Genomic DNA, 24,968 nt, shown 5'->3' on the forward strand with positions numbered 1-24,968 from the left:
CCCTCCCAACCTCCCCTTTCTCATGGAAAACGTCATCATCATCGGCACCGGCTGCGCCGGATACACCGCAGCCATCTACACCGGCCGCGCGAACTTGAAGCCTCTGATCCTCTCTGGCAACATGCCCGGCGGCCAGCTCACCACGACCACGGAGGTCGAAAATTTCCCCGGCTTCCCGAACGGCATCATGGGCCCGGAGCTGATGATGAACATGCAGACGCAGGCTGAAAAGTTCGGCGCACGCATCGAGTACGCCCTCGTCAGCAACGTCAAAAAGACCGCCGCAGGCCACTTCGAAGTGCACACCGACGGCGGCACCGTCTATGAGACCCACACGGTGATCGTCGCCACCGGCGCCTCCCCCAAGCACCTCGGCCTGCCAAACGAAAAGGGCCTCATCGGCCGTGGTTTGACCAGCTGCGCCACCTGCGACGGTGCCTTCTACCGCAACGTCCCCGTCTGCGTCATCGGCGGTGGCGACAGCGCCTGCGAAGAAGCCGGATTCCTCACCAAATTCGCCAGCACCGTCTATTTGATTCATCGCCGCGACGAATTGCGCGCCTCGAAAATCATGGCCGACCGCGCCCTCGCCAATCCGAAGATCAAACCGGTCTGGAACTCCACAGTCAGCGAATACCTGACCGACGAGAAGGGCGAAATGCGCGCCGTGACCCTCGAAAACCTCGTTACGGGTGAAAAGAGCGAGCTGGAGCTGAAGTGCGTCTTCGTCGCCATCGGCCACGTCCCGAACGGCCAGTTCCTCGGCGATCTCGTCGACACCGACGAAGGCGGCTACATCCTGCAGACCGAAGGCACCCGCACCAAAACGGAGGGCCTCTTCGCCGCCGGTGACGTGGCCGACCATGTCTATCGTCAGGCCATCACCGCCGCGGGCCAGGGCTGTGCCGCCGCCCTCGAAGCGGAACGCTACCTCGCCGATCACGGCGTGCATTGATTGACGCTGGACAGATGCGCTGCGGCAAGGCATATGAATCGCGGCTTCCCAAGCCGCGCACACGTAACCCTTACGCATGAGTCAATTGGTAATCCCCCCAGCCGTCCGCCTCGCTCTACTTTCCGCACTTGCTCTGCTGGCCTCCTGCCAGAGCTCGTCTTCGCGTGGACAGACGCAGTACCTCGAAGCCTTCTCCACCACAAGCGTCCCGCATTCCGCGCTGTACAATGCGGACCAGGACTCCTACTGGGATGGCGACGGCATGTCCGGCGCGCCCAGCATCATCATCGATATCAGCGACCAGAAGGCCTACTTTTACAAAGGCGGTGCGCTCGCGGGTGTCTCCGCTCTATCCACTGGCGACGAACGGCACGCCACCAAAACTGGCAACTTCAAGATCTTCGAGAAGGACCAGTGGCACAAATCCAATCTCTACGGCGACTTTGTGGACAGCGCAGGAAACGTCGTCCAGGCCAACGTGGACGTCACCAAGGACAAGGCGCCTCCCGGCACACGGTTCGAGGGCTCCAAGATGCACCACTTTATGCGCTTCGTCGGCGGCATCGGCATGCACGAGGGATTCCTCCCCGGCTACGCCGCTTCCCACGGGTGCGTCCGCATGCCTCCGCACATGGCGGCCATTTTTTACAACAACGTCTCCAAAGGCACCCCCGTCACGGTTCGTCCCTGATGCTTCGCTGCTGCTGAAATCATGACACCGGAAACACCGCTCGAAATCGACCCTACGGATGTCAGCAATCTGCTGCAGCATCCCGGCGAGCGCACCTTCCGGCTCATCGACTGCCGCGAAGAAAGCGAATGGCAGATCTGCCACCTGCCGCACGCGCAGCTCGTCCCTCTCTCACGCTTCGGTGAGCTGGTGCCCCAGGTGTTCACCGACACTCAGGAGCACGTCATCATCTACTGCCACCACGGCATGCGCAGCCTCCGCGCCGCCCAGTTTCTGCGGCAGCATGGCTTCGCCCGTGCCCAGAGCATGAGCGGCGGCATTGACGCATGGTCGGACATGGTCGACCCCGCTACGCCACGTTACTGACACACATCCGGGTGAGTTTGCTGTGGCACCCAGTGCCTGCGCGACTACCCTCACGCTACCCCCGCACACGCACCCACGCATGGTACGACTCATCACACAGCAAGGACAGCTCATCGACTGGAATGACGAAAAGACACATCCGTTCCCGGATAATCTCGTCTTCCTCGATTTGCTGAATCCCGGCCGTGCTGAGGAGCTGGAAGCGGAAAAATGGCTCGAATACCAGCTCCCCACGCGTGAAGAAATGCAGGAGATCGAGGAATCCAGCCGACTCTACACCGAGAAGGGCACGCTCTACATGACCGCGTGGCTGCCCGTCGGACTGGACAACCCGGATCCTGACAACACGTCCATTTCCTTCGTCATCGCGCCCGACTGCCTCACCACCGTGCGCTATGCCGACCCGCTGTCCTTCCGCATACTCGCAGATCAGGCGAAGCGCCAGTGCACCCTGCCCCTGACCAGCGATGCCGTTTTCCTCCTCCTGCTGGAGCTCATCGTCGCCCGCATTGCCGATGCGCTGCAGGGTGTCGAAGGCGACATGAAAAAAATCTGCCGCGACATCTTCAGCCTCGATCCGCACAAAGCGCACGCCGCGATGGAAAAAGACCTCAGCGATGTCGTCAAGCTGCTGGGCCGCCGCAGCGCCCTCGTCGCCAACGTGCGTGAGAGCCTCCTCAGCATCAGCCGCATGCTGCAGTATTTCCTCAACAACGCCGCCAGTTGGATGCGCGGAGACCTCGCCGCGCAGTTCCGCAGCGTCATGCGCGACATCAAGAGCATGGACGACTACACCAACCAGCAGACCCAGGAAATGACCTTCCTGCTGGAGTCCACCCTCGGCCTCATCAACATCCAGCAGAACCAGATCATCAAGATCTTCACCGTCGCCAGCGTGCTCTTCATGCCGCCGACCCTCATCGCCAGCATCTACGGCATGAACGTCGGCCTGCCCGCCGCCACCAACGGCTGGGCCTTCCTCCTCGTCATGATCATGATCGTGCTCTCCGCGATCCTGCCCATCGTCTACTTCAAGCGCAAGCGACTGCTGTAAAACAGGCGCGGCCGCCGGCTAGAACTGGTAGCTGAAGCGGATGCTGCCAAAGTGCGCCTGCAAATCATGGCGGAAGAACTGCCCCTGATAGGACAGCATGAGGCTGAACCGGTCGGTGAATGCAAGGCTCACCCCAAGTCCGGCCACCAGATAATCCTGACCAGGAGCCTGCTGGTCGCCAGTGGAGGAGAAGGGCACATTGATCAGTGACACACTGGTGCCGTTGTTGTTTTTGATGTTCTGCCGCTCATAGCTCAGACGCACCTGCGGTGTGATCGTCCCAAAGCTTGCCTTGATCTGCTTGGAGGCAGACCAGCCAACCCGGCTGACCAGAGATTGATAACTCTGCGCGTTGTAATGCAAGGCCGCCAGACCGCCGCCAGTTTCATTGTAGGCGTCAATCGAACCATGCAAGTAGTCCACGCCTGCGAAGGGGCCGGTGACCAGCGTATCATTCTGGAAACGCATGTTCCAGCCTGTGTTGTACTGCACCGAGTGCGTGTAGGTGCGGGTTGAGCCAAAGGCCGTCGGGAATGCCACCCCAGTGTTGCGAATGGAGTCCATCTGGTAGGTGCCAAAGCTGTAGAGCAGGCTGTTCCAGAAGCCGCCACGCACATAGGAGACGTAAGCAGACAGCGCCGGACCTTCGAGATGCAGGCTGCCTGCATTGCCGGTGTACCCCTGGCTGCTCTGCAGGAAGGATGCGGCAAATCCGAGGGTCAGCCCCCGTGAGAAATGACGCTCTGCACCGACGCCCGAAGCCCACGAGTCAATCTGCACACCTGACTGCGTGCGGATGGGATTGAGTTTGACGTTGCCGTAATTCACCGTGGCAAACACTTCCCATTGGCGGGAGCGCGCCACCCGTTTGGCTATGGGCGAGGCCTTCTTGGGATCACCGTCCCCTTCACCGACAATGACCCCGTCATCAAGTGCAGCGGTGATGGAGCCTGAATCGTCGTCCTCTTCACCACCACCAGCCCGAAGATTGAAGAGGTGCCCGTTCAGATCATTCGTCACGGTGTTGCCACCGGACACCAGCGCCTGCACTTCGACAGCGGCAAGTGCCAGACCGCCATTCGTGTCGATGATGGAGAACACACCATTGCTCTGGTCGAGGTAGCTAGTGAAGCCGCTCGCCAGGTGCAGGCTGCTGTCATTCAAAGCCAGACTGGCCGCGAAGCTCCCCGCATTGGCATCGCCGCTGTTGAGGTGAACCAGCTGCCATTGGTCGCCGCCGCGGAAGTTCGTCATGTCATTGGGATTACCGATGACGACCGTGCCGCCAGCCGTGGCATCCACCTTGCCATGCAGATTGATGGAATCTGCTGCCGTGGCATTGCCGGTGTTGTTACCCAAACCCGCGCCACTGAACAAATCCAGCCGGATCACGCTGCCAGCCCCCATCACCACGGCTCCCGAGCCCGATGTGGTGAGCGCGAAATTCGTCGGCGTCGCCGCCACTCCTGGATCACCCACGCTGAACGTGCCATTGATGAACATGGACTGGTTCACCGCCGTGGTGATGGCACCGGTTCCAGCCAGCATGCTGTCACTGCTGAGGTCCAGCCGCGTCGTGGTCACCGATGCATTGGCAATCAAGGCAGCGCTGTTCTGCACCGTGGTGGGACCGCTGTAGTCGCTGTCGGCGCTGACCACCAGCGTCGTTCCATCCACCACAAGATCGGAACTGGCGCTGGCTCCACTGATGCCTGTGCCGCTCACATACACCGTCCCGCCTCCCGTGATGGTGAGCACCGTGCCGTCCTTCACCAGACCGCCCGTGAGGTTCAAGATACCACCACCCGCATTGATGCTGGCATTCGTTTCCGCAGTGATCGCCCCAGTGTAGGTGCTCGTGCCGCTGTTGCGTAGCGCACCGCTACTGCCCGTACCGCTGCCATTAAGAGAAAGGGATTCGGCAGTACTGTAGTTCACGTTGTTGAGCAGCAGTGTCGCACCACTGCTCACCGTGGTGCCCGCGTCTGCTGTGCCCAGCGCATTGTTGTGGGTCACTTCCAATGTACCTGCGCGGACGTTCGTCGTGCCCGTGTAGGTGTTGTCGCCATTGAGTGTCAGCGTGCCGCTGCCGGCCTGGGTCACCCCGCCGCTGCCGCTGATCACACTGGCAAAATCGCTTCCCTGAACCACTCCATCCGTGCGATTGAATGCCAGCGTGCCATTGCTGATGAGCGCACTGCTCGTGGACAGCGAACCCGTCGTGCCACCGTTGCCGATCTGCAGCACTCCCGCACCGATCGTCGTGGCACCAGTGTAGCTGTTCGCCCCGGTGAGAACCCAGGTGCCAGCACCAGTCTTCGTCAGCGCGGTGGCATCCCCATTGTCGCCGATGATTGCGGCAAGGATGTTGCCACCCGTGTTTGTCCCGGTGAGGGTCAACGTGCGAACGCCGCTCTGACCGTTGAAGTCCATGCTACCGGTGTTCGTAAAATTCACAGCTCCGGTGCCAGAAGCATCCAGCGTGCCTCCGCTGCTGCCAATGCTGAACAGCCGGTCCGTGCTGGTGGCTCCGCCGGTGTACTGCAAGGTGCCGCCATTGAGCACCAAGTTGGACGCGGCATTGGTGGATGCCCCCACGTTGCTGCTGGCACCACCATCTGCGAGGACCGCCACACTGAGCACCCCTGCGTTGATCGTCGTGCTGCCTGTATAACTGCTGGTTCCAGTCAGCGTGGTGGTCCCGGAACCCGCCTGGGTGAATGAACCGCTGCCGCCGATCGCATTGGCAATGGTGAGGGCATCCGAACGGTTGATGATGAGGCTGGCGTTGTTGATCACTGCTCCCGTACCAAGCGTCCCCGTCGTACCGCCCGAGCCGATCTGAAGCTCGCCCGCGCTGATGGTGGTGGTTCCAGTGTAGGTGTTGCTGCCGGTGAGCGTGAACTTCCCCGAACCTTCCTTGACCAGTGACAACGCTCCTGCGCCACCGTCCCGAATGACCCCGCTGAAGATGGTGCTGGAGTTGTTGCTGCTGGTCGTCAGGGTGGCCGCAGTGGTGGAATTGTTTTGCACGGTGCCTGAGCCGGCCAGCGAGCCGATCCGCGTGTTCAGTCCATTCAGCTCCAAGGTGGCATGCGCCCCCACAATGATGGCCGATGCCAGATTGCTGCCGCCGATTTGCAGCACCCCGGAACTGACCGTCGTGGCTCCCGTGTAGGTGTTGGCTCCGGTGAGCAGCCAGGTGGCATCACCTTCAATGCTCACCGAGGTGGCCCCGCCAAAGTCACCAATGGCTGCGGCGATGATGTTCACCCCTGTCGCGTTCGTTCCGGAAAGCACCAGCGTGCGCGCACCACTCTCGCCATTGAACCCCATGCTGCCCGTGTTGGTAAAGTTCAGGTTGCCGCTGCCGGACACATCAATGCCCCCGCTGCCGAGCCCCAGGCTGAACAAGCGATCCGTGCTCAGGTTCGCGCTGCCTGTGTATTGCAGTGTGCCACCATTGATCACGAGATTGGTTGCCGCACTGCTGGAGGCACCGATGCCGCTGTTCGTCCCGCCGTTGGCAAGGGTCGTCACATTGAGCACCCCTGAGGTGATCGTCGTCACCCCGGTGTATGAATTGCTTCCGCTGAGCGTGGTCGTGCCCGCGCCTGCCTGGGTGAATGTTCCGTTGCCGCTGATGGTGTTGGCAATCGTCACTGCATTCGAACGGTTGACGACAAGGCTGGCGTTGTTGGTCACCGCACCGCTGCCCAGCGTGCCGGTGGTGCTGCCACTGCCGACTTGCAGCACTCCCGCGCTGACGGTTGTGGTGCCGGAGTACGTGTTCGTTCCCGTGAGCACCCAGGTGCCGGCCCCAGATTTCACCAGCGCTGTGGCACCACCGTTGTCGCCGATGGCTGCGGCAATCGTGTTGTTGCCGGTGTTCGTTCCGGTGAGGGTCAAAGTACGGGCACCGCTCTGGCTGTTGAATCCCATGCTGCCCGTGTTGGTGAAATTCACCGCGCCAGTGCCTGAGGAATCCAGCGTGCCGCCGGAGGTCGTGACCGTGAACAGTTTGTCCGTGGAAACTGCGGCGCCAGTGTAGCGCAGCGTGCCGCCGTTGAGGATGAGGCTGGAGGCCGCGTTGCTGGCGGCACCGATGTTGCTGGCCACCCCACCGTTCGCCAGTGAGGAAACGCTCAGCACCCCGGCGCTGACGACCGTGCCGCCGGTGTAGGTGTTTGCCCCCGTCAGCGTGAGCGTGCCAGAACCGTTCTTGTTGAAAGCCAAAAAGGCGCTGCCGCCATTCTGTATGAGTCCGTCAAAGGTCGTGCTCAGGGTGCCGCCAGAGTTCAAGGTCGCCCCCGTGGACGTGCCGTTCTGCACCGTGCCCGATCCGGAGAGGGTGCCGATGGCATTGGTAAAGCCATTGATTTCGAGAATAGCACCGCTCTCGAGCGTGACTGCGGAAGAATTGCTGAAAACATAGGATCCACCCGCCTGAAGTTTTCCTGCGTTGATCAGGGTGGCACCCGTGTAAGTGTTCGCACCTGAAAGCATCCAGGTGCCAGCACCTGACTTCGTCAGCGAAGTGGAGCCGCCGTTGTTGCCGATCACTGCAGCAAGGGTGTTGCTGCCGGTGTTCGTGCCGGTGAGGGTCAGCGTGCGTGCGCCGCTCTGGCTGTTGAAGCCCATGCTGCCGGTGTTGGTGAAGTTCACCGTGCCGCTGCCTGAGGCATCCAGCGTACCGCCGCTGATCCCCACGCTGAACAACCGGTCTGTGCTGGACCCGATTCCCGTGTATTGCAGCGTGCCGCCATTGAGCACCAAGTTGGTGGAGATGGAGGCGGCAGCGCCAATGCTGCTGTTGCTGCCTCCGTTGAACAGCGTGACGGCTTTGAGCACCCCGCTGTTGATCGTGGTCACTCCGGTGTATCCGTTGCTTCCGCTCAGCAGCCAGGTGCCGGCACCGGACTTCGTGATTGCTGTGGCTCCGCTGTTGTCACCGATCAGAATGGAGATGGTGTTGCTGCCGGTGTTGGTTCCGGTGAGGGTCAGTGTGCGCGCGCCATTCTGACTGTTGAAGCCCATGATGCCCACACTGGTAAAGTTCACCGCACCACTGCCCGATGAGTCCAGCGCACTGCCCGCCGCGGTTCCCACGCTGAAGACGCGGCTGGTGCTGACAGCACCTCCCGTGTACTGCAGCGTGCCGCCGTTGAGCACCAGATTGGTCACGGCATTGGTGGCCGCACCGATGCCGCTGGCAGAACCACCATTGGCAAGACTGGAAATGGACAGCACACCACCATTGATCGTTGTGGCCCCGGTGTAAGAATTCGCACCAGACAGCACCCAGGTGCCGGCGCCGCTTTTCACCAAGGCGGTGGAACCGGTGTTGTCACCGATGACAGCAGCGAGGGTGTTGCTGCCCGTGTTCGTGCCCGTGAGGGTCAAGGTACGTGCGCCAGTCTGGCTGTTGAGCCCCATGCTGCCTGTGTTGGTGAAATTCACCGCCCCGGTGCCGGAGGCATCCAGCGTGCCACCGCTGCTGCCAATGCTGAAGAGACGATCCGTGCTGACAGCGGCACCCGTATATTTCAAAACAGCGCTTGTGTTGTTCAGGATGAGGTTTGTGGCGGCGTTGCTGGAGGCACCGATGTTGCTGGCACTGCCACCATCCGCCAGGGTCGAAATACTCAAGGTGCCGCCCGTGATGGTAGTCGCGCCGGTATAAGTGCTGCTGCCCGACAGCGTCAGCGTTGTGATCGCCCCCATTTTGGTCAGGAACAGGGTGCCAGTACCGCCGTCCTGAAGCACGCCGCTGAATGCGCTGCTGATGTTTCCACTGACGATCAAACCCGAATTGTTGCTGCTGCCATTTTTTACAATCCCTGAGCCGGAAATCGAGCCGACTGCGGCTCCCAAAGGATTCCCGTTGGTGGCCAATGTACCACCGCTGTTGACGATCATCGCGGACGCATTCCCCAGTCCGCTGGCAACCCCGGCAGAGAGAATCCCCGCGTTCACCGTGGCACTGCCCCAGTTGTTGCTCAGACCGCTGAGGGTTGTGGTTCCCGTGCCGTTCTGGATCAAAGCACCTGTTCCGCTCATGGTGCCGGAAATCGTGATCGCATTGGATCGGTTGATGATGAGCGTGCCATTGTTGGTGATCGTCCCGCTGCCAAGCGTTCCCGTCGTACCACCGTCGCCTATCTGCAGTGTGCCGGCACTGATCGTGGTCACACCGGCATAGCTGTTGGCACCAGTCAGAATGGTCGTACCCGTTCCAGCCTGGGTGAGCGCACCTGTGCCGCTGATGCTGTTTGAAATGGTGACACTGTCAGAGCGTTTAAAGGTCAGGTTGGCATTGTCCGTCACTGCGCCGCTGCCGAGCGTGCCGGTGGTGCCGCCGCTTCCGACCTGCAGCACCCCGGTGCTGATAGTCGTCGTCCCCGTGAAGTTGTTCGTTCCAGTCAGCACCCAGGTGCCGACACCAGATTTCGTCAGCGAAGTGGCGCCACCATTATCTCCGATCGCAGCAGCGAGTGTATTGGCCCCCGTGTTCGTACCCGTCAGCGTCAAAGTGCGCGCACCGGTCAGACTGTTGAACCCCATGCTGCCTGTGTTCGTGAAATTCACCGCCCCTGTGCCTGAGGCATTCAGCGTGCCGCCCAAGGTGCCGATGCCAAACAAACGGTCCGTGGAGGAACCGGCGCCGGTGTATTTGAGAATGCCATTGTTGAGGACGATGTTGGTTGCCGAATTGCTGGCCGCCCCCAGATTGCTGGCCACACCACCGTCAGCGAGGGTCGCAACAGAAAGAGTCAGCCCGCCCGCAATGCTTGTCACGCCTGTGTACGTGTTGGTTCCGCTCAGGGTGTGCGAACCGGCATTCACCGTGACCCCGCCCGTTCCGCTGATGGTTTGTGACAGGGTGAGGCCGGCCGTGTTGTTCAGCATGAGCGTGCCATTGTCCACAATGTCCCCGCTGATGGAGCCGCTGCTGCCAAAGTTCCCAAGGATCAATGTGCCTCCGCTGATGGTGGTCAGGCCCGTGTAAGTATTGTTTCCGGTCAGCATCCAGGTGCCTGTGCCAGATTTGATCAGAGACGTGGCACCTCCGTTGTCGCCAATCACTGCAGCGAGGACATTGCCCCCACCATTGGTCCCCGTCAATGTCAGGGTGCGAGCACCAGACTGCCCGTTGAACCCCATGCTGCCCGTGTTCGTAAAACTCAGCACGACTCCGGAGGAGTCGAGCGTGCCCCCTGAGGTTCCCACGCTGAACAACCGGTCGATGCTCACGGCACTACCGCCCGTGTACTTCAAAGTTCCGCCGTTGAGAACGAGGTTGGTTGCCACATTGGAAGACGCGCCAATGTTGCTGTTGCTCCCGCCATTCGCAAGGAATGTGACGTTCACAACCCCCGCATTGATGACCGTCACACCAGTATATGAATTGCTCCCGCTCAGCGTGGTGGTGCCGGCACCCGCCTGAGTCACCGAACCGCTGCCGCTGATGGCATTGGCCACCGTCAGACTGTCAGAACGATTGAAAGTCAGATTGCCATTGTCGGTGACTGCCCCGCTGCCCAGGGTGCCGCTGGTGCCGCCATTCCCCACCTGCAGCACACCGCCGCTGATCGTCGTCACCCCCGTGTACGTGTTGTTGCCCGCAAGCACCCATTTTCCGGTTCCAGACTTGGTCAGCGCGGTCGCCCCCGAATTGTCGCCAATCACCGGCGTCATCGTGTTGTCCTGCGCATTGCTGCCGCTCAAGACGAGTGTCCTTGCTCCAGTCGAGGAGCCAAATCCCATGGCTCCCGTATTGGTAAACACCAGCGCCCCGCTGCCGGACGCGTCAATGGTCGCCACAGGATTGGCCGTGCCCGTGGGCACTTCAAACAGGCGGTCCGTCGAAGCTCCCGTCCCCACATATTTCAACGTGCCCAGATTGGTGATGGACAGATTGCCTGCAGCAGAACTCGAAGCCCCGATGCTGCTGGCCACCCCGCCATTTTTAATGTCACTCACCGTCACAACTCCCCCGTTGCTGATGATGCGGGTCACCCCGGTGTAAGTATTGGTGCCGCTCAGCGTCAGAGCTGTGTTTCCATTGCTGGTCACGCCACCAGCACCGCTGATGGTCTGCGCCAGATTCACCGATCCCGAACGCGAGACAAACAATGTCCCTCCAGTGTTGATGATAATGTTCCCGGAGCCAATGCTCCCGGTGCTGCCACCCACGATGCCAATCGACACCGCGCCTCCGTTGATCGTTGTCGTCCCTGTGTATGCATTGTTGTCATTGGTCAGCCGAAGCGTCCCAAACGTGTTTGCCTTCACCACAGAAGTCGCGCCACCGTTGTCACCGATGCCGCTGGCCAGCGAAATGATGCCGCCGGCGGTGCTGTTGCTGAATGCGAAGGTCAGCGTGCGCGCGCCAGATTCACCATTGAATCCCAGGTTGCCTGTGTTGGTAAAGTTGAGTGTTCCAGTCACAGGAAGAGCGATGGTGCCGCCTGCGGTGCCCACACCAAACAAACGGTCCGTGTTCGCGGTGATGGTGTTGGCATACTGCAGTGTGCCACCTTTGAGGACCAGATTGGCCGCCTCATTTGTAGAAGCACCTATGTTGCTGCTGCTGCCTCCGTTGGCCAGCGCGGTCACGCTGAGCACACCGCTGCTGATGGTGGTCGCCCCCGTGTAGGTGTTCATGGCAGAGAGCGTCAGTGATCCCGTGCCGTTCTTGGTCAGGCCGGAGCTGCCGCCGAGCACAGCGCCGATGATCGTATTCGCATTGGTGGTGATCGTTGAATTCGCAAGCGTCAGCGTATTCCCGCCACCCAGCACAGTGTACGCAGAATTAAACACCATGTTCCCTGCCGTCACAGCGCCCCCAAGTGTCACCGTACCCGCCGTCCCGCCAAAGATCGCAGAGTCCGGCGTGGAGTTGTTCCAGAGGGTGTCACCACTGCCGGTGTTCCAGTTGCCCAGTCCATCAGTCCAAGTCCCACTCCCACCCGTGATGATGCCACCATCTCCAGTCACAGTGTCCCAAGTCAACGTCGCTGCCTGCGAAACAGCTCCCATCTGCCCAAAGCCTGAAACAGCCAAAAATAACACCCCCACTCGTACCCGGAACCGGCGGAATACCTTCAAGGACACACCCACTTGCTTGGTCACCCTGAAGTAATGGGTTTCACAGGCTGCACTAAGATCATTGTTCATGTGTCGATTTATAAAAAGTTTTAACCACCAATTATCTTTTAAGATTTAATCTTGAAACAGGCATCAAACGGCAGCCTGACTTTCCACCAGCGCGCTGAATTCACCTTCAGAGAATACTCGCTTAGCGAGTAACAGCGCCTGCCCGTGCCAGCAGCAAAGACTCGCAGATGCCGCTGTGAAATAATAAGAAATTCACCTCGTGTGGAGGAGTGTAAACACAGGTGAAGCGGTCGATTTGCATAGTCCTAGGCGGCGAATTAAATTAAAGATTATATCAAAATAAGATAAAACTTTACCATCCCGCAAGGATAAAACTTCACTCCATGCAGGGTTCGACCAGCCCCGCCAACCTAAAAGCAAACATTCAAGATCAATTGATTACTTATCCAGGATCACCATCGGAAAATCCGCACTAGGTGCATGCTGCCCCGCCATAATCGTTTTCATCCTGGCGATGAGATCGGCATGACCGGCAGCCACGTCTCGAGTCTCGGCGGGATCGGTGGCAATGTTAAAGAGTTCTTCTGTTACGGTGGCAGCTTTGGCCTTCCCCTTGCCTTTGGGGGCAAGATTTCGGCGCACAAGTTTCCAGTCGCCCATGCGCAGGATCTGCTGGCCGCCGTAGCTGGCAAACTCACGGTAGAGGAACTCGCGCTCCGGCTGTTTTTCGCCTAGCAGCGTCGGAGCAAAGCTGATGCCGTCAGTTCGGGGCGTTTGGTCTTTGGCCCCCACGAGTTCGAGCAGCGTGGGCATCCAGTCCTCAAAACCCGTGATACGGTCGCTGGTCGTTCCGGCCTTGATCCTGCCCTGCCAGCGCACCACGCAGGGAGAACGGAAGCCGCCTTCATACAGCGTGCCTTTGCCATCGCGCCGGCCTTCGTTGGAGTTGAAGAAAGCGCAGTCCGTACCGGCGAGTCCCTGGTGCGTACCGCTCACCGGGCCGTTGTCACTGACAAAGACGAAGATCGTGTCCTTATCGAGGCCCAGTTCCGTGATGAGCGCCTGCATGCGCCCAATCTCACGATCCATGCGCGTGATCATCGCGGCATACGCAGCCTTGGGCTTGAAATGCGGAAGGTAGCCGTTGCCACCGGGATAGGGCGGGTCATCAAATTTGCCGAGGTATTCTTGCAGCGAATCATCCGGCACCTGCAGCGCCACGTGCGGCACGGTCGTGGGCCAGTAGAGAAAGAACGGCTTGTCCTTGTTGGCACGGGCGAATTTCAGCGCCTCTTCCGCGATGAGATCAGCCGAGTACTCGCTGCCCTTGAAGCGCTGGTAGCTCTCCGGCTTCGACGGGTCTTCATCAGCCCTGAGCTTGTCATTCGAAGGAAAGGGCGGATTCTTAAGCTCAATGGTGTGGTCGTTGTCCCACAGGTAGGTCGGATAAAAGTTATGCGCCACGCCCTGACAGTTGTAGCCAAACCAGCGGTCAAAGCCCTGCTTCAGAGGCTCCCCGGTGGAACCCGGTCCACCCAGGCCCCACTTGCCAAAACCACCCGTTGCATACCCGAGCGGCTTCAGGACTTCAGGAATAAGAACCGTGTCAGCGGGAATGGGAAACTGACCTTCGTGCTCGGGTTTGCCCAGCTTAGGCAACCCCTTGGCATCATCCGCCTGCCGGTTGTCGCGAATGAAAGCATGCCCAGGGTGCAGGCCGCTCATCAGCACGCAGCGTGACGGCGCGCACACTGCATTGCCAGAGTAGTGCTGCGTGAAACGCATGCCCTCGGCCGCCATGCGGTCGATGTTCGGAGTCCTGATGATCTTCTGCCCATAGCATCCCAGATCCCCGGGCCCGAGATCGTCAGCCATGATGAAGATGACATTGGGCTGGCGGGCCTGCACCGTCAGCGTCAGGGCGAGCAGAAGAAAGAGAGACTTCATGGTGGATGAGAAACGGCAGCAGGAGCAGTTTGTTTCGCTTTCTGCTTCGGCAGCGAATCGATCTTCCATTGCAGCCACAGCGTCAGCAGCAGCATCGCCGCAATGAGCAGGAAGATGACATAAAAGCCGGGACGGGAGAGAAACTTCATGAGATGAATCAGGCAAATAAAGCGAGTTTCACCCTGCTCGCTCCGTCTTTCCCTTGCCATGAAATTCACCGCCCTGCTTGTTCTGTTTTTTGCCGCCCTCCAGTCTGCACGGGCGCTCCCGGAGGCGGAGCTGCAGCGCTTCATCAATGAGGCCATCAAAGCCGGCGGCGGTGAGGTGGTCATTCCCCCGGGCGTACATGTCATCGAGCGCGGTCTCATCGTGAAAGACGCCAAGAAACTCCGCATCATTGGTCTCGATGCCGAGAACACCGTTCTGCAACTTCCGCCCGTCGCCTATGCACTCGCTACAGGCACCACGGCCGCAGGCACCACGACGATCCCGGTGAAATCCCAGCGCGGATTCAAGCCGGGCATGCGTTTGAAGATCGAGGCGGATGGCGAGCTCGACAGCTTCACCCAAAAGCCCAGGCCTTACCATCTTGCCATCGTGAAGGCCGTCGAGAAGGAGACCATCCAGCTCGAATCAGCACTCAAATTTCCCGTGCCAGACGGCACCATGATCCGCCATGAGGATGCACCGAACCTCATCGAAATTCGCGGAGCCAGCGAAGAGGTGAGAATTGAAAAGCTCACACTGGACGGCGGTCGCGTGGATGGCGACCCAGCCATTCGCGGCCATACGCAGCTCTGCGCCGTGTTGGCCTCGGGAGCCTACAACTACGAAAAAGGTCCCACGGGACCAAAGATAAAGAAACTCGGCATCTCCCGCTGCTTCATCCAGAACTGCCACGGCCGCGGCATCGCCTTGTACTCCGTGGAAGGAACCGAAATCGACGGCTGCACCATTCGTGACACCTCGGATGAGGCGATCGACTTTGATCACTTCACCGTGAAGTCCATCGCCACGCACAACCACATCGCCCGCTGTCTCCTTGGGGTGGAGTTGAATGATGCGAACGACTGCCTCGTGGCCGGCAATGAATTCCTCGAATGCGGCACCGGCATCAATCTCTGGCGCTGGTGCAAGCTGCCCGGGCTGAACGAAGGAAATCTGATCGTGCAAAACGTCTTTGAACGCACCCGGGGCAACGCCGTGCAGATCGCCACCGGTACGAAAGGCAACACCGTCGCACAAAATGAAATCAACGCTTCCGGCAAAAACGGCATCATCCTGTCCGGGGAAGCCCAGATCGTGAAAGCGAACAAGATCACAGGCAGCGGCATGAAGGCCCTTGTGATCCAGGAAGGCAAACACGATGTCTCCGAATGATCACCCGCCGTAAAGCGCCCGCACCAACCCCAGCGCGCGCTCACCCGGCAGAGCACCGATTTCCATCTGGTTCATCGCGTAGGCAAAGCTGATGCCGTTCTCAGGATCCGCAAAGGCAAGGCTGCCCCCTGCACCGGGGTGGCCGTAGGCGCGGCGGCTCGGGCCATAAAGCTGTCGCAGCTTGCCGCCATCAGACTCAGGGTCCTCGTTCAAGGGATCCTGCATCATGCCCGTGGAGAATGCGATGGGAGTGAGCAGCACGGAATCCACCTCCTGCGTAAGCGTCTGCTCAAACCGGCGCACCACTGTTTCAGGAATGAGCTGAACACCATTCCACACACCGCCCTGAGCCAGCATGGAGTAAAATTTGGCAAGCCCCTGCGCACTGCCCACGCCACCCATGCTCGCGTAACCGCGTGACCACATTTCGCTTTGATTGAAATCGCTGACCGCGTTCAGGCCAAAGGGCGAGGTGAACGTGCGCTGCGTGAGCGTGCCCGCCGTATTGAAAGCTTTGATGAAAGGCTGGTCACTGTTGGCAATGCTGATCTTCCCCGGATAGACCGGCGAGACGCGGTCCCACTGCGCACTGGGGAGCCCGATCCAGAAATCGAGCGCCATCGGGCTGCCAAACACCTCACGATAATACTCACCCAGCGATTCCGCCTCCGTGAGCCGACGCACGATTTCATCCAGCAGAAAACCAAAGGTGCGTGCGTGATAGCCTTGGCGCGTGCCAGGCTCCCACAAGGGCCGCTGATGTTCCAGCGCCTGAATCACGGCATCATAGTTATAGATGGGCGTGCGCTCATCCAAGGCGCACAAGCCTGCGGTGTGAGAGAGCAGGTGAATGAAGGCGATGTTGGACTTTCCACCTCCGACAAATTCGGGCCACACCTCCGCCACCGGGCATTCCAGCGGGATGCCCGCCTCTTCCAGCGCAAGCAGGCAGCACACGGCGGCAGGGCCTTTGGTGGCGGACCACACGGGGACGAGCGTGTCGCGGTCCCACTCCCGGGTATGTGCCCGGTCACGATGACCATGCGCAAGGTTCAGCACCTCCTGCCCATGCTGCCAGATGGAGACCGAGGCCCCCATCTCCCAGCGGGTGCGGAAGCTCTCTTCGAACCATGCGCGTACTGCCTGAAGATTTGCGGAACTGACAGGGGAACTCATGCGTGGTGGGACTCTAGTTGCGCCCGCAAACAGTCGAGATCGCGGTCTCTTCTGGCATGCTGGCGCAGTTCACCGTCCATCTCAAAAGCCCGCTTCAGATAGGAGAGAGATTTGTCCAGATGTCCGAGGCAGGCGTTGTAGCAGCCCATGTTGTAATAGTAGACCGGCTTGGCTCGCAGGGTGGCGGGGCCGCGCGAAAGCACATCCACCGCCTCGGCGGTGCGCCCGAGTTCATGCAGGCAGAAAGCCGCATGGATGAAGCCTCCGGGCTCCATCGGTTCCTGGGAGCAGAGCTTGGTGGCCAGTGTCAGGGCCTCTTCCCACCGGTGTCCGCCCATGAGGCAGAGCAGCGTGATCTCGATCACATCTACCCGGTTGTGCATTTCCGCCGGCAGTGGTGACAATTCCACCCGAGCCTCGTCAAAGAGACCCAGCTCCACGTATCCCTGGGCGGCGATGATCCTGCGTTCAGCTTCGGTCATTTTTTGAGTAAGAATGGCCTGATCAGAACGCAAAGCATGCGCGGGAACAAGGTTTTTCGTGCCTGACGACACGCAAAAAAGAGGTTCATTCGCCCATGGATGCTTCAAACAGCGGCCGCTTTCACGTCCCGCAATTTTTTTGCCATCTCCATGCGCAATCCAATTTCCCAGCAGCTCCAGGTGGCGATGTAGCTGACGAGGGACACCACTGCCCCGAGGATGATGCCCCCCATCAGCATGACCGGCGCATGCTCCTTGAGCACGATCCAGGCATCCACCATGGACTCCGGCAGATGCTTGGGAAACGGTGAGGTGGGCACCGTGGTGTACAGCGCCAGCACCCATTTCCCAATGGCATATTCCAGCCACGCCATGAACGGCACGGTGAATGGATTGCTCACCCAGCACATGGCGATGGCAATGGGGATGTTCACCCGGAAAATCGCGGACAGAATGACGGCCGTCGGCATCTGGATCGGCAGCAGTTGCAGGGTGATGAACATCCCCACCGCCATGCCGCCGGAAAGCGTGTGCTGCGTGGGCTTCCACACGCGCTTGTCGAGAAAGTGCCGTGCAAACCACCGCCGGGCCGGGCTTTGCCTCAGCTTGCGCGGATGTTTGAGAAAGCGGATGGTTTTGAACACCGAACGGCGAAACCAGCCCCGGGCGAGCGCGAGCATGATCAGTGTCCTCCCCCATTATAAACCCAGATCAGCAGCGCACTGCCAAGCGCGATGCGATACCAGGCAAAACCGTTGAACGTGTGTCCCTGAACAAAACGAATGAGCCACTTCACCACGATGAAGGCGGAGACGGCTGAAACCACCGTGCCGAGAACCACCATGCCCCAGTCTTCATCACCTGCCTTGCCGTCCTTGATCACGGAGAGGATTTTAAACGCCCCGGCCGCCATCAGAGTAGGAATACCCAAAAGGAAGGAAAACTCCGTGGCGGCAGGCCGTGAAACGCCAAAAGCCAGCGCCATCAGAATGCTGGCCCCCGAACGCGAGGTCCCTGGAAACACCGCCGCCAGCAGCTGCGCCAGCGCCACGGCCACCACAACCGCCCAAGTGATGTCCGCCGTACCCGCCTTGTCTTTGTGCAAAAATTCCAAAGCCAGGATGATGAAACCGCCAATCAACGTGGCCCACGCCACCGGCGGAATCGTTTCCGGCAGCTTGATGTCTAATTTCTTGATGATCAATCCACCGACGGCGGTGATGAAAAAAGACACAAACAGCTTCGCCAGATAAGTCCGTGTGGTGGCATCCCCCAGCGTGGTGGCCAGATGTTTCAGCCGCTGGGTGAAAACCGCCAGCACCGCCAGCACCGCACCGCTCTGGATCACCACATTGAACAAGTCGCTTTTCTGCGGCAGCCAGTGCAGATTTTGCGGGATGAGAAGGTGCCCTGTGGAGGAGATGGGAAGGAATTCGGTGACACCTTCAATGATGCCGAGGAGAATAATCGCAAGCCAGTCGGGCATGGCGGGTATGGAAAAAGGGGGTGGTGGTAAAGAGCTTGGAACAATCAGGCGGGTGGCGCAGTTTGCAACTTCACTGAATGCATTGAACCTGATAATTCGCAGCAAGCCGCCGTTCTCTTCCACCGCAATGGTTTTCAGGCTGGCCTTTGCAACGATTTCGACTACCATCTCCATCCCTTCGGCATGCCAGCCAGTGCCTCCCATTCTCCCATCTCGTTGTCCGCCCCCCGTTTTTCGTGGTGGCACGCGCTGATGTGTGCCTGCGCCGCGCTGCTCCTGACGGTGCCTGCCGCCGCCCAGTCCGGCTCCACGATTCGCGTGCGCCTGGCGGATGGCTTTGATTTTCCTGTGGGCAAGCCGGACGCTGACGGCTTTTACAAAGCACGCGGCTACTGGCCCAACGGTCATCTGGGTGAAGACTGGAACGGCCGCGGCGGCGGGGACACCGATCTCGGGGAGCCGATTTATTCCATTGGCCGTGGCGTGGTGATTTTGTCACAAAACATCGGTGTTGGCTGGGGTAACTGCATCTTGGTACGCCACATTTTCCGCGAGGCTGATGGCAAAGTCGCCATGGTGGATTCGCTCTACGGCCACCTGCATGAGCGCAAGGTCAAGCTCCATGACCTCGTCGAAAAAGGCCAGCTCGTCGGCACCATGGGCGGCAACAACGGCATGTACCCGGTGCATTTGCACCTTGAAGTGCGCAAGAATCTTCAGATCGGCATGAACCGCTCCTCGTTTGCCCGTGATTCTTCCAACTACTACAGCCCGACGGCCTTTATCAACGCACGTCGCGTGCTGCCTTCAAGCATGCAGAAATACTCCGTGCCGGTGAACAATTTCGCCCCCTACGGTCGGGCGCTGGCGGACACCAACAGTGATGGCTCAAGCGCCGCCAGTGTGGATGTGCCCGCCTTCAAAGGCAGCTCTGGCTCCGCCAAGGACGATTCCAAACAGGATGATGACTTCTGGTCACGCCTGAAAGCCAAAATGCGCAACGGCCAGACAACGAACGCTACTGACGAGAAACGCTGAGCAGGCCACGGCAGATAATAGCCCTTGATTCATCGCTACCCGTGGTGGCATCTTTGCTGCTATAATAGGACCTCTTACTCCCGGCCATGCAAATACCGCCCCGCTCCTCCCCCTCCCGATCCGTTTACGGCGGCAGTCTTGTGCCTGTTCTCATCGTCGTGGGCGCACTCGCGCTCAGCACCGCCATTTTCTTCCTCTTTACCAAGAAGAAAATTCAGTCCCAAAAGGACGCCGTGGCCGAAGCTCCTGGCTCCACCGACTCACCCGCCAGGTCAGCCGCTGAGGCCGCCAAGTCGGCTGCAGCCGCAGTCCCTGCCAAGCCACCCATGGTAAAACCTCCGGAGCCTCCTAAGCCTGCACCTCCGGCCTTTGCCTTCGCCCGCCCGCTGGATCTGGGCAGGCAGCTGGTGCGCAGTCTTACCACGGGAGATTTTGCCACCGCTGGCAAGCTCGCAGCCGCCTCAGATGCGGAGCAGTCAAACAGCGCCGCCAAGCTCTTCGAAAAGCTCGCCTCCATGGGCTACAAGCCTGCGGCGGAGGATCAGGTGGAGCTGCTCGGCCTTGTCGAAAATCGCACCCGCATCACCCTTCCCTTTGTCATGGCTGGCTCGCAGGAAACCGTGCGCATCCAGCTCGATCTGGAGCGTGACGAAAAAATGGGCTGGAAAATCGCCAAAGCCACCCTGCCCAAGGCCATGAGCAGTGCCATCGCCGCCATGCCGGCCACTTCCCCTGCTGCGGCTCCTGCAGCCGCAGCCGCAGCTGCAGCCACACCTGGCACTCCGGCATCTAAAACGGCCCCAGCCCCTGTTGTTGCAGCCTCCATGAAGCCGCTCTTCACCGTTGAAGACGGCACCGACGCGCTGGCCTTCGCCAGTGATTTTGTCCGCCACCTTCTAAAGCACGACTTCAATGCCGCACGCGCTTTTGTCGATGACAAAAAAGTCCCGGTCGAGCGCCTCCTCGGCCTCTGCATCGTCTTTGAGGAAGGCCAGTATTCTTTGAACCCGGCCAAGCCGCTCATCGTGACCATCGCCAACCCCGAAGTCTCCTGGGTCATTGCCCAGGTGCAGTCGGAGTCGCTCCAGCAGAACACCGAATTTGGCGTGGAGCTCAAGCGTGCGGACACCGCCCAGCCATGGAAAATCGTGGGACTCAATCTCTCAGACATCCTCGGTGCCTTCGCCAAAAGCGCCTCCAAGCTCGGCGTGCCCTACACGCCCATCGTGAAAAATCCCAAGGGCGGCGAATCTCTCGCCCTCTACTTTGAATACGACCGCGCCGAACTGCACCCCCGCGCCCTGAAGCAGCTCGAAGTCATCGCCGCCCTGATGAAGGCGGACCCGTCCAAAAAACTCCGCATCGCCGGCCACACCGATGAAAAAGGCGAGGATGACTACAACATCCGTCTCTCACGTGGACGCGCAGAGTCGGTGAAGAAGCAGCTCGCCGCCCTCGGCGTGCCAGCCGAGCAGGTGGAAACCACCGGCCTCGGCAAAGCCCAGCCGCTCAGCCCGAACAAAAAATCCGACGGCACCGACGATCCCGAAGGCCGCAGCCACAACCGCCGCGCTGAGATCTACCTCGATTTCTGATTCTTTGCCGCGTCTTGCACCGTTGTCGCGTCCGCCTAGTCTGGCGCACGCATGAAGAAAAAGTCCCCACCCGCCCCGCCACCACCCGAATCATCGTGGAAGGCCGGGCTGTTCCTCGGTGGCATTGCCGCAGGCGTGGTGGCCTTGGTCTCATGGGCTTTATGGCCGCAGAAAAAGTACACCCCTCTGCCCGCTCCCGTGGCGGTCTCCCTCGCGAAAGCTGAACCCTACGCAATGCCGGACGAAAAAACGGCCTTCGCCCAATACGCCGGCTCCCAAAGCTGCCGTGAATGCCACGCCGATCAGTTCGCCAAGTGGCAGGGGTCCCACCACGGCCTCGCGGAACGCAAACCCGACCCCAAGCTCGACGACCCGGGCTTTGTTCCCACCCGCAGCTTCCAGCACGGCACGCAGACGACTGAGGTGCGCAAAAACGGCAGTGACTACGAACTGACCGCCCTCGGCTTTGGCAATAAAATCACCCCCTACCGCGTCGAACGCGTCATCGGCCACGACCCACTGCGCCAGTTCCTCGTCGATGGTGGCCATGGCCGCCTGCAGGCCATGGAAGCCTGCCTCGATCCAAAGAAAAACGAGTGGTTCAATGTCTATGGCAATGAAGACCGCAAGCCCGGCGAATGGGGCCACTGGACCGGTCGCGGCATGGTGTGGAACCAGATGTGCGCCTCCTGCCACAACACCCGACTGCGCAAAAATTACGACGCCAAGACCGATGCCTACCGCACCACCATGGCAGAGATGTCCGTGAGCTGCGAATCCTGCCACGGCCCCATGAAGCCGCACAACACCTGGCAGCACGCCCATCCCGGTGCCAAAGGTGATCCCACCCTCACCAAATTCACCCGCGACCAGCACATCGAAAACTGCGCCGGATGCCACGCCCTCCGCAGTGAAGTCACCGGCGATTTCGTCCCCGGCGAATCCTTCTGGGACCACTACCGCCTCTCCATCACCGATCAAAGCGACACCTTCTACCCCGACGGCCAGATTCGCGGAGAAGACTACGAGTTCAGCAGCTTTCTCAGCAGCCGCATGCACAACGCCGGCGTGCGCTGCATGGACTGCCACGACATGCACAGCATGAAGACCGTCCTGCCCGGCAATCAGCTCTGCATGCGCTGCCACACCCCCGGCGGCTTCCCCAATGCACCGCCCATCATGCCTGAAGCGCACAGCTTCCATCAAACCGCCAGCACCGGCAATCAATGCGTGAACTGCCACATGCCCCAGACGGTTTACATGCAGCGCCACCCACGCCACGACCACGGCTTCACCATTCCCGATCCGCTGCTCACCAAGCAGTTCAACGTGCCCAACGCCTGCAACAAATGCCACACCGACAAAACCACCGACTGGGCGCTCGAAGCCACCCAAAAGTGGTGGGGCCCCAAAATGGACCGCAAAACGCGCACCCGCGCCACGCTCATCGCCCAGGCTCGCCAGGGAAATGAAGAGGCCCGCAGCGGACTCATTGATCTGCTCAGCAGCGATGAAATCCCCCACTGGAAGGCCAGCACCACACTGCTCCTCGACCGCTGGATCGACCAGCCTGCCGTACAAACCGCCGTGACCGCCCAGTTGCAACACGCTCATCCGCTCGTACGTGAGAGCGCCATCCGCACCCTCGAACCCGTCTTGCAAAACGGCTCGATCCGCTCCGCCATCGAGCCCCTGCTCAATGACCCCGCACGCAGCGTTCGCGTCTCCGCTGCATGGGCTCTGCGCGAAAGCCTGCACCTCGACTCCCCCGCCGGCCAGGATCTTCAGCACATGCTCAACTGGAACGCCGACCAGCCCAGCGGCCAGATGCAGCTCGCCCAGTTCGAGTTCGCCCGGCGCAATCTTTCCGCCGCCACTGCGCACATGGAAACCGCCATCCGCTGGGATCCCAACTCACCCCCTTTCCACCACGATCTGGCCATGATGTACAGCACCACCGGCCAGACCCAGCTCGCCATCGCCAAGCTGCGCGATGCCATCAAACTCGCTCCCAATCACGCCGAGTATCATTACGAACTCGGCCTCGCTCTCAGCGAAACGGGCGACATACCGGCCGTGATTCAATCCTTAGAGGAAGCCACGCGGCTCGATCCCAGCTTGTCACGCGCTTGGTACAATCTGGGCCTCGCCAAAAACGGCCAGGGCGACATCCCCGGAGCCCTCGGCGCATTACAACGCGGCGAACTCGCCAATCCCCGCGATCCCGGCATCCCCTATGCCCGCGCCACCATTCTCGCACGGCAAAACCGTATCCCCGAAGCCATCGCGGCACTCGATCGCGCCTTGCGCATCTCCCCCGGCTACGGTGAGGCTCTGGAACTCCGCGCCGCTTTGACGAGGCGCTGATCAGCCGTCCGCCTTCTTCCACTCCTCACCTTCCTCGTCGTCGTCATCGCCGCCGAAGCCGTCGTCATACTCATCCTCACTCTTGCCAGGTTCGAGGCCCGCAATCGTGTTGATGTCTTCATCGCTGAACTCCTCGATGTCGTCCTCATCATCATCTTCGTCCTCCTCCGCAGCCGCTTCAGCCGCCTGCTGCACTTCCAGCCCCTTCTTTTCGATCTGCGCCAGCGTGTCGCTCACATCTTCCACCGTATCCCACACAGACTTCGCCACAAAAATCGGCGCGCTTTGCTGCACCGCCATCGCAATGCTGTCGCTCGGGCGCGCATCCAGCTCGATCACCTTGCGCGTCGTCTGCAGTTCGTTCTCCGCAGAGATGATGAGCCGCGCATGGAAGACGCTGCCATTGATGTTGTTGATCACCACGCGCTCCACCCTGGCGCCAAAGGCCAGCAGCAGATGCCCCACCAGATCATGGGTCAGCGGCCGCTCTTTGGAGACCCCCCGCATGAACATGGAAATCGCCGTCCCCACCGACTCGTCGATGTAGATCACGAAGACCTTCGTTTCATTCCCCAGGAAAACGGCAAAGCTGCCCTCCAGCGGCAGCACCGCTCTCACCTGCACTTCGATGACGTCCTTGTTCATTAACTCCAATTAAAAACCGCACGCAGCCCGATGGCAACACACACCGTGGGTTTTTGTGCGCCTAAACTGGAGCCCCCCCGGCGATCTCCACCACCCCTCCGCCAAGTCCCATGGCCAGGAAACGCCGCGAGACCTCGACATACTTCAGCGCCAGCTTCGCATTCGTCTGCTGCTCCTCCAGAGACAGTGCACGCACCACCCGTGCCGGTGAGCCGACGACCAGCGAGCCCTCAGGAATGATCGTGTTTTTGGTCACCAAAGCTCCCGCCGCAATGATGCTGCGCGCTCCGATCTGCGCACCGTCCAGAATGATCGCCCCCATGCCCACCAGCACCTCATCCCCCACGGTGCAGGCATGCACCACGGCGCGGTGCCCCACCGTCACGCGATCCCCCAGCACGCACGCGCAGTCATCGCTCACATGCAGCACGCTGCCATCCTGCACATTGCTTTGCACACCCACCACGATGCGGTTGATGTCTCCCCTTAGGACCGCGCCGAACCAGACGCTGGACTGCGCCCCCAGTTCCACCGCGCCCAGCACAATGGCTCCTTGGGCAATAAACACATCCGCAGCCACAGAAGGCCGTGATTCAGGAAGCAAGAATTTCTTTAATGGATCCATGGGCAGGAAGAAAGATTTTATGATTGTGAAACGAATCGGAA

At 60.2% G+C, this 24,968-nt stretch carries 17 protein-coding genes; 8 read left to right on the top strand and 9 right to left on the bottom strand.

Features of this window, described 5'->3' with window-relative positions:
• The first annotated feature begins 22 nt into the window (after positions 1 to 22).
• The 4 genes from trxB (at position 23) to WAW39_RS10215 (ending at position 3,066) form a co-directional block, all read left to right on the top strand.
• Positions 23 to 955, top strand: a complete 933-nt coding sequence (gene trxB / locus WAW39_RS10200) for a thioredoxin-disulfide reductase (RefSeq protein ID WP_422318382.1) — start codon at positions 23 to 25, stop codon at positions 953 to 955.
• A gap of 76 nt (positions 956 to 1,031) precedes the next feature.
• Entirely contained in the window at positions 1,032 to 1,646 is a 615-nt protein-coding gene (locus tag WAW39_RS10205) for a L,D-transpeptidase (protein WP_422318384.1), read from the top strand.
• Between the two features lie 21 nt (positions 1,647 to 1,667).
• Positions 1,668 to 2,012: a rhodanese-like domain-containing protein gene (locus tag WAW39_RS10210; protein WP_422318386.1), complete on the top strand. Its 345-nt coding sequence runs from the start codon at positions 1,668 to 1,670 to the stop codon at positions 2,010 to 2,012.
• Positions 2,013 to 2,091: 79 nt separating this feature from the next.
• A complete protein-coding gene (locus tag WAW39_RS10215; RefSeq protein WP_422318388.1) occupies positions 2,092 to 3,066 on the top strand; it encodes a magnesium transporter CorA family protein in 975 nt (324 codons plus the stop codon).
• 18 nt (positions 3,067 to 3,084) lie between these two features.
• Here the strand turns inward: WAW39_RS10215 and WAW39_RS10220 are convergent, their stop codons facing one another.
• The 3 genes from WAW39_RS10220 to WAW39_RS10230 all read right to left on the bottom strand — a co-directional run bounded on the left by WAW39_RS10220 (position 3,085) and on the right by WAW39_RS10230 (position 14,282).
• Positions 3,085 to 12,246, bottom strand: a complete 9,162-nt coding sequence (locus WAW39_RS10220; RefSeq protein WP_422318390.1) for an autotransporter-associated beta strand repeat-containing protein — start codon at positions 12,244 to 12,246, stop codon at positions 3,085 to 3,087.
• Positions 12,247 to 12,624: 378 nt separating this feature from the next.
• Complete coding sequence (locus tag WAW39_RS10225) at positions 12,625 to 14,133, bottom strand: arylsulfatase (protein ID WP_422318392.1); 1,509 nt, start codon at positions 14,131 to 14,133, stop codon at positions 12,625 to 12,627.
• Positions 14,130 to 14,282 (bottom strand): hypothetical protein, encoded by a 153-nt coding sequence (locus WAW39_RS10230; protein WP_422318394.1) that lies wholly within the window; start codon positions 14,280 to 14,282, stop codon positions 14,130 to 14,132. Before WAW39_RS10230 ends, WAW39_RS10225 begins: the two co-directional genes overlap by 4 nt.
• A 58-nt stretch (positions 14,283 to 14,340) precedes the next feature.
• Between WAW39_RS10230 and WAW39_RS10235 the strand changes: the two genes are divergently transcribed.
• Positions 14,341 to 15,513, top strand: coding sequence for a right-handed parallel beta-helix repeat-containing protein (locus WAW39_RS10235; protein ID WP_422318396.1), 1,173 nt, complete (start codon positions 14,341 to 14,343; stop codon positions 15,511 to 15,513).
• Here WAW39_RS10235 and WAW39_RS10240 read toward each other — a convergent pair whose 3' ends face one another.
• The 4 genes from WAW39_RS10240 to WAW39_RS10255 form a co-directional block, all read right to left on the bottom strand.
• Entirely contained in the window at positions 15,514 to 16,689 is a 1,176-nt protein-coding gene (locus WAW39_RS10240; protein ID WP_422318398.1) for a serine hydrolase domain-containing protein, read from the bottom strand. It lies immediately after the preceding gene.
• Entirely contained in the window at positions 16,686 to 17,171 is a 486-nt protein-coding gene (locus WAW39_RS10245; RefSeq protein ID WP_422318400.1) for a TPR end-of-group domain-containing protein, read from the bottom strand. Before WAW39_RS10245 ends, WAW39_RS10240 begins: the two co-directional genes overlap by 4 nt.
• A 104-nt stretch (positions 17,172 to 17,275) precedes the next feature.
• Complete coding sequence (locus WAW39_RS10250) at positions 17,276 to 17,851, bottom strand: DUF2062 domain-containing protein (protein WP_422318402.1); 576 nt, start codon at positions 17,849 to 17,851, stop codon at positions 17,276 to 17,278.
• Between the two features lie 2 nt (positions 17,852 to 17,853).
• Positions 17,854 to 18,657 (bottom strand): undecaprenyl-diphosphate phosphatase, encoded by an 804-nt coding sequence (locus WAW39_RS10255; protein ID WP_422318404.1) that lies wholly within the window; start codon positions 18,655 to 18,657, stop codon positions 17,854 to 17,856.
• A 183-nt stretch (positions 18,658 to 18,840) separates the two neighbouring features.
• Here WAW39_RS10255 and WAW39_RS10260 point away from each other — a divergent pair, with 183 nt between their 5' ends.
• The 3 genes from WAW39_RS10260 to WAW39_RS10270 all read left to right on the top strand — a co-directional run bounded on the left by WAW39_RS10260 (position 18,841) and on the right by WAW39_RS10270 (position 23,657).
• On the top strand, positions 18,841 to 19,695 hold the full coding sequence (locus WAW39_RS10260; RefSeq protein ID WP_422318406.1) for a M23 family metallopeptidase: 855 nt from the start codon (positions 18,841 to 18,843) through the stop codon (positions 19,693 to 19,695).
• Positions 19,696 to 19,781: 86 nt separating this feature from the next.
• Positions 19,782 to 21,290 carry an OmpA family protein gene (locus tag WAW39_RS10265; RefSeq protein WP_422318408.1) on the top strand — a complete coding sequence of 503 codons (1,509 nt, stop codon included), beginning with the start codon at positions 19,782 to 19,784 and terminating at the stop codon, positions 21,288 to 21,290.
• 51 nt (positions 21,291 to 21,341) lie between these two features.
• Positions 21,342 to 23,657 (top strand): tetratricopeptide repeat protein, encoded by a 2,316-nt coding sequence (locus tag WAW39_RS10270; protein WP_422318410.1) that lies wholly within the window; start codon positions 21,342 to 21,344, stop codon positions 23,655 to 23,657.
• Here the strand turns inward: WAW39_RS10270 and WAW39_RS10275 are convergent, their stop codons facing one another.
• On the bottom strand, positions 23,658 to 24,302 hold the full coding sequence (locus WAW39_RS10275; RefSeq protein ID WP_422318412.1) for a bifunctional nuclease family protein: 645 nt from the start codon (positions 24,300 to 24,302) through the stop codon (positions 23,658 to 23,660).
• 61 nt (positions 24,303 to 24,363) lie between these two features.
• Positions 24,364 to 24,927 (bottom strand): gamma carbonic anhydrase family protein, encoded by a 564-nt coding sequence (locus WAW39_RS10280; protein ID WP_422318414.1) that lies wholly within the window; start codon positions 24,925 to 24,927, stop codon positions 24,364 to 24,366.
• Between the last annotated feature and the right edge of the window lie 41 nt (positions 24,928 to 24,968).

Source organism: Prosthecobacter sp., from assembly GCF_049294395.1.
GTDB lineage: Bacteria > Verrucomicrobiota > Verrucomicrobiia > Verrucomicrobiales > Verrucomicrobiaceae > Prosthecobacter.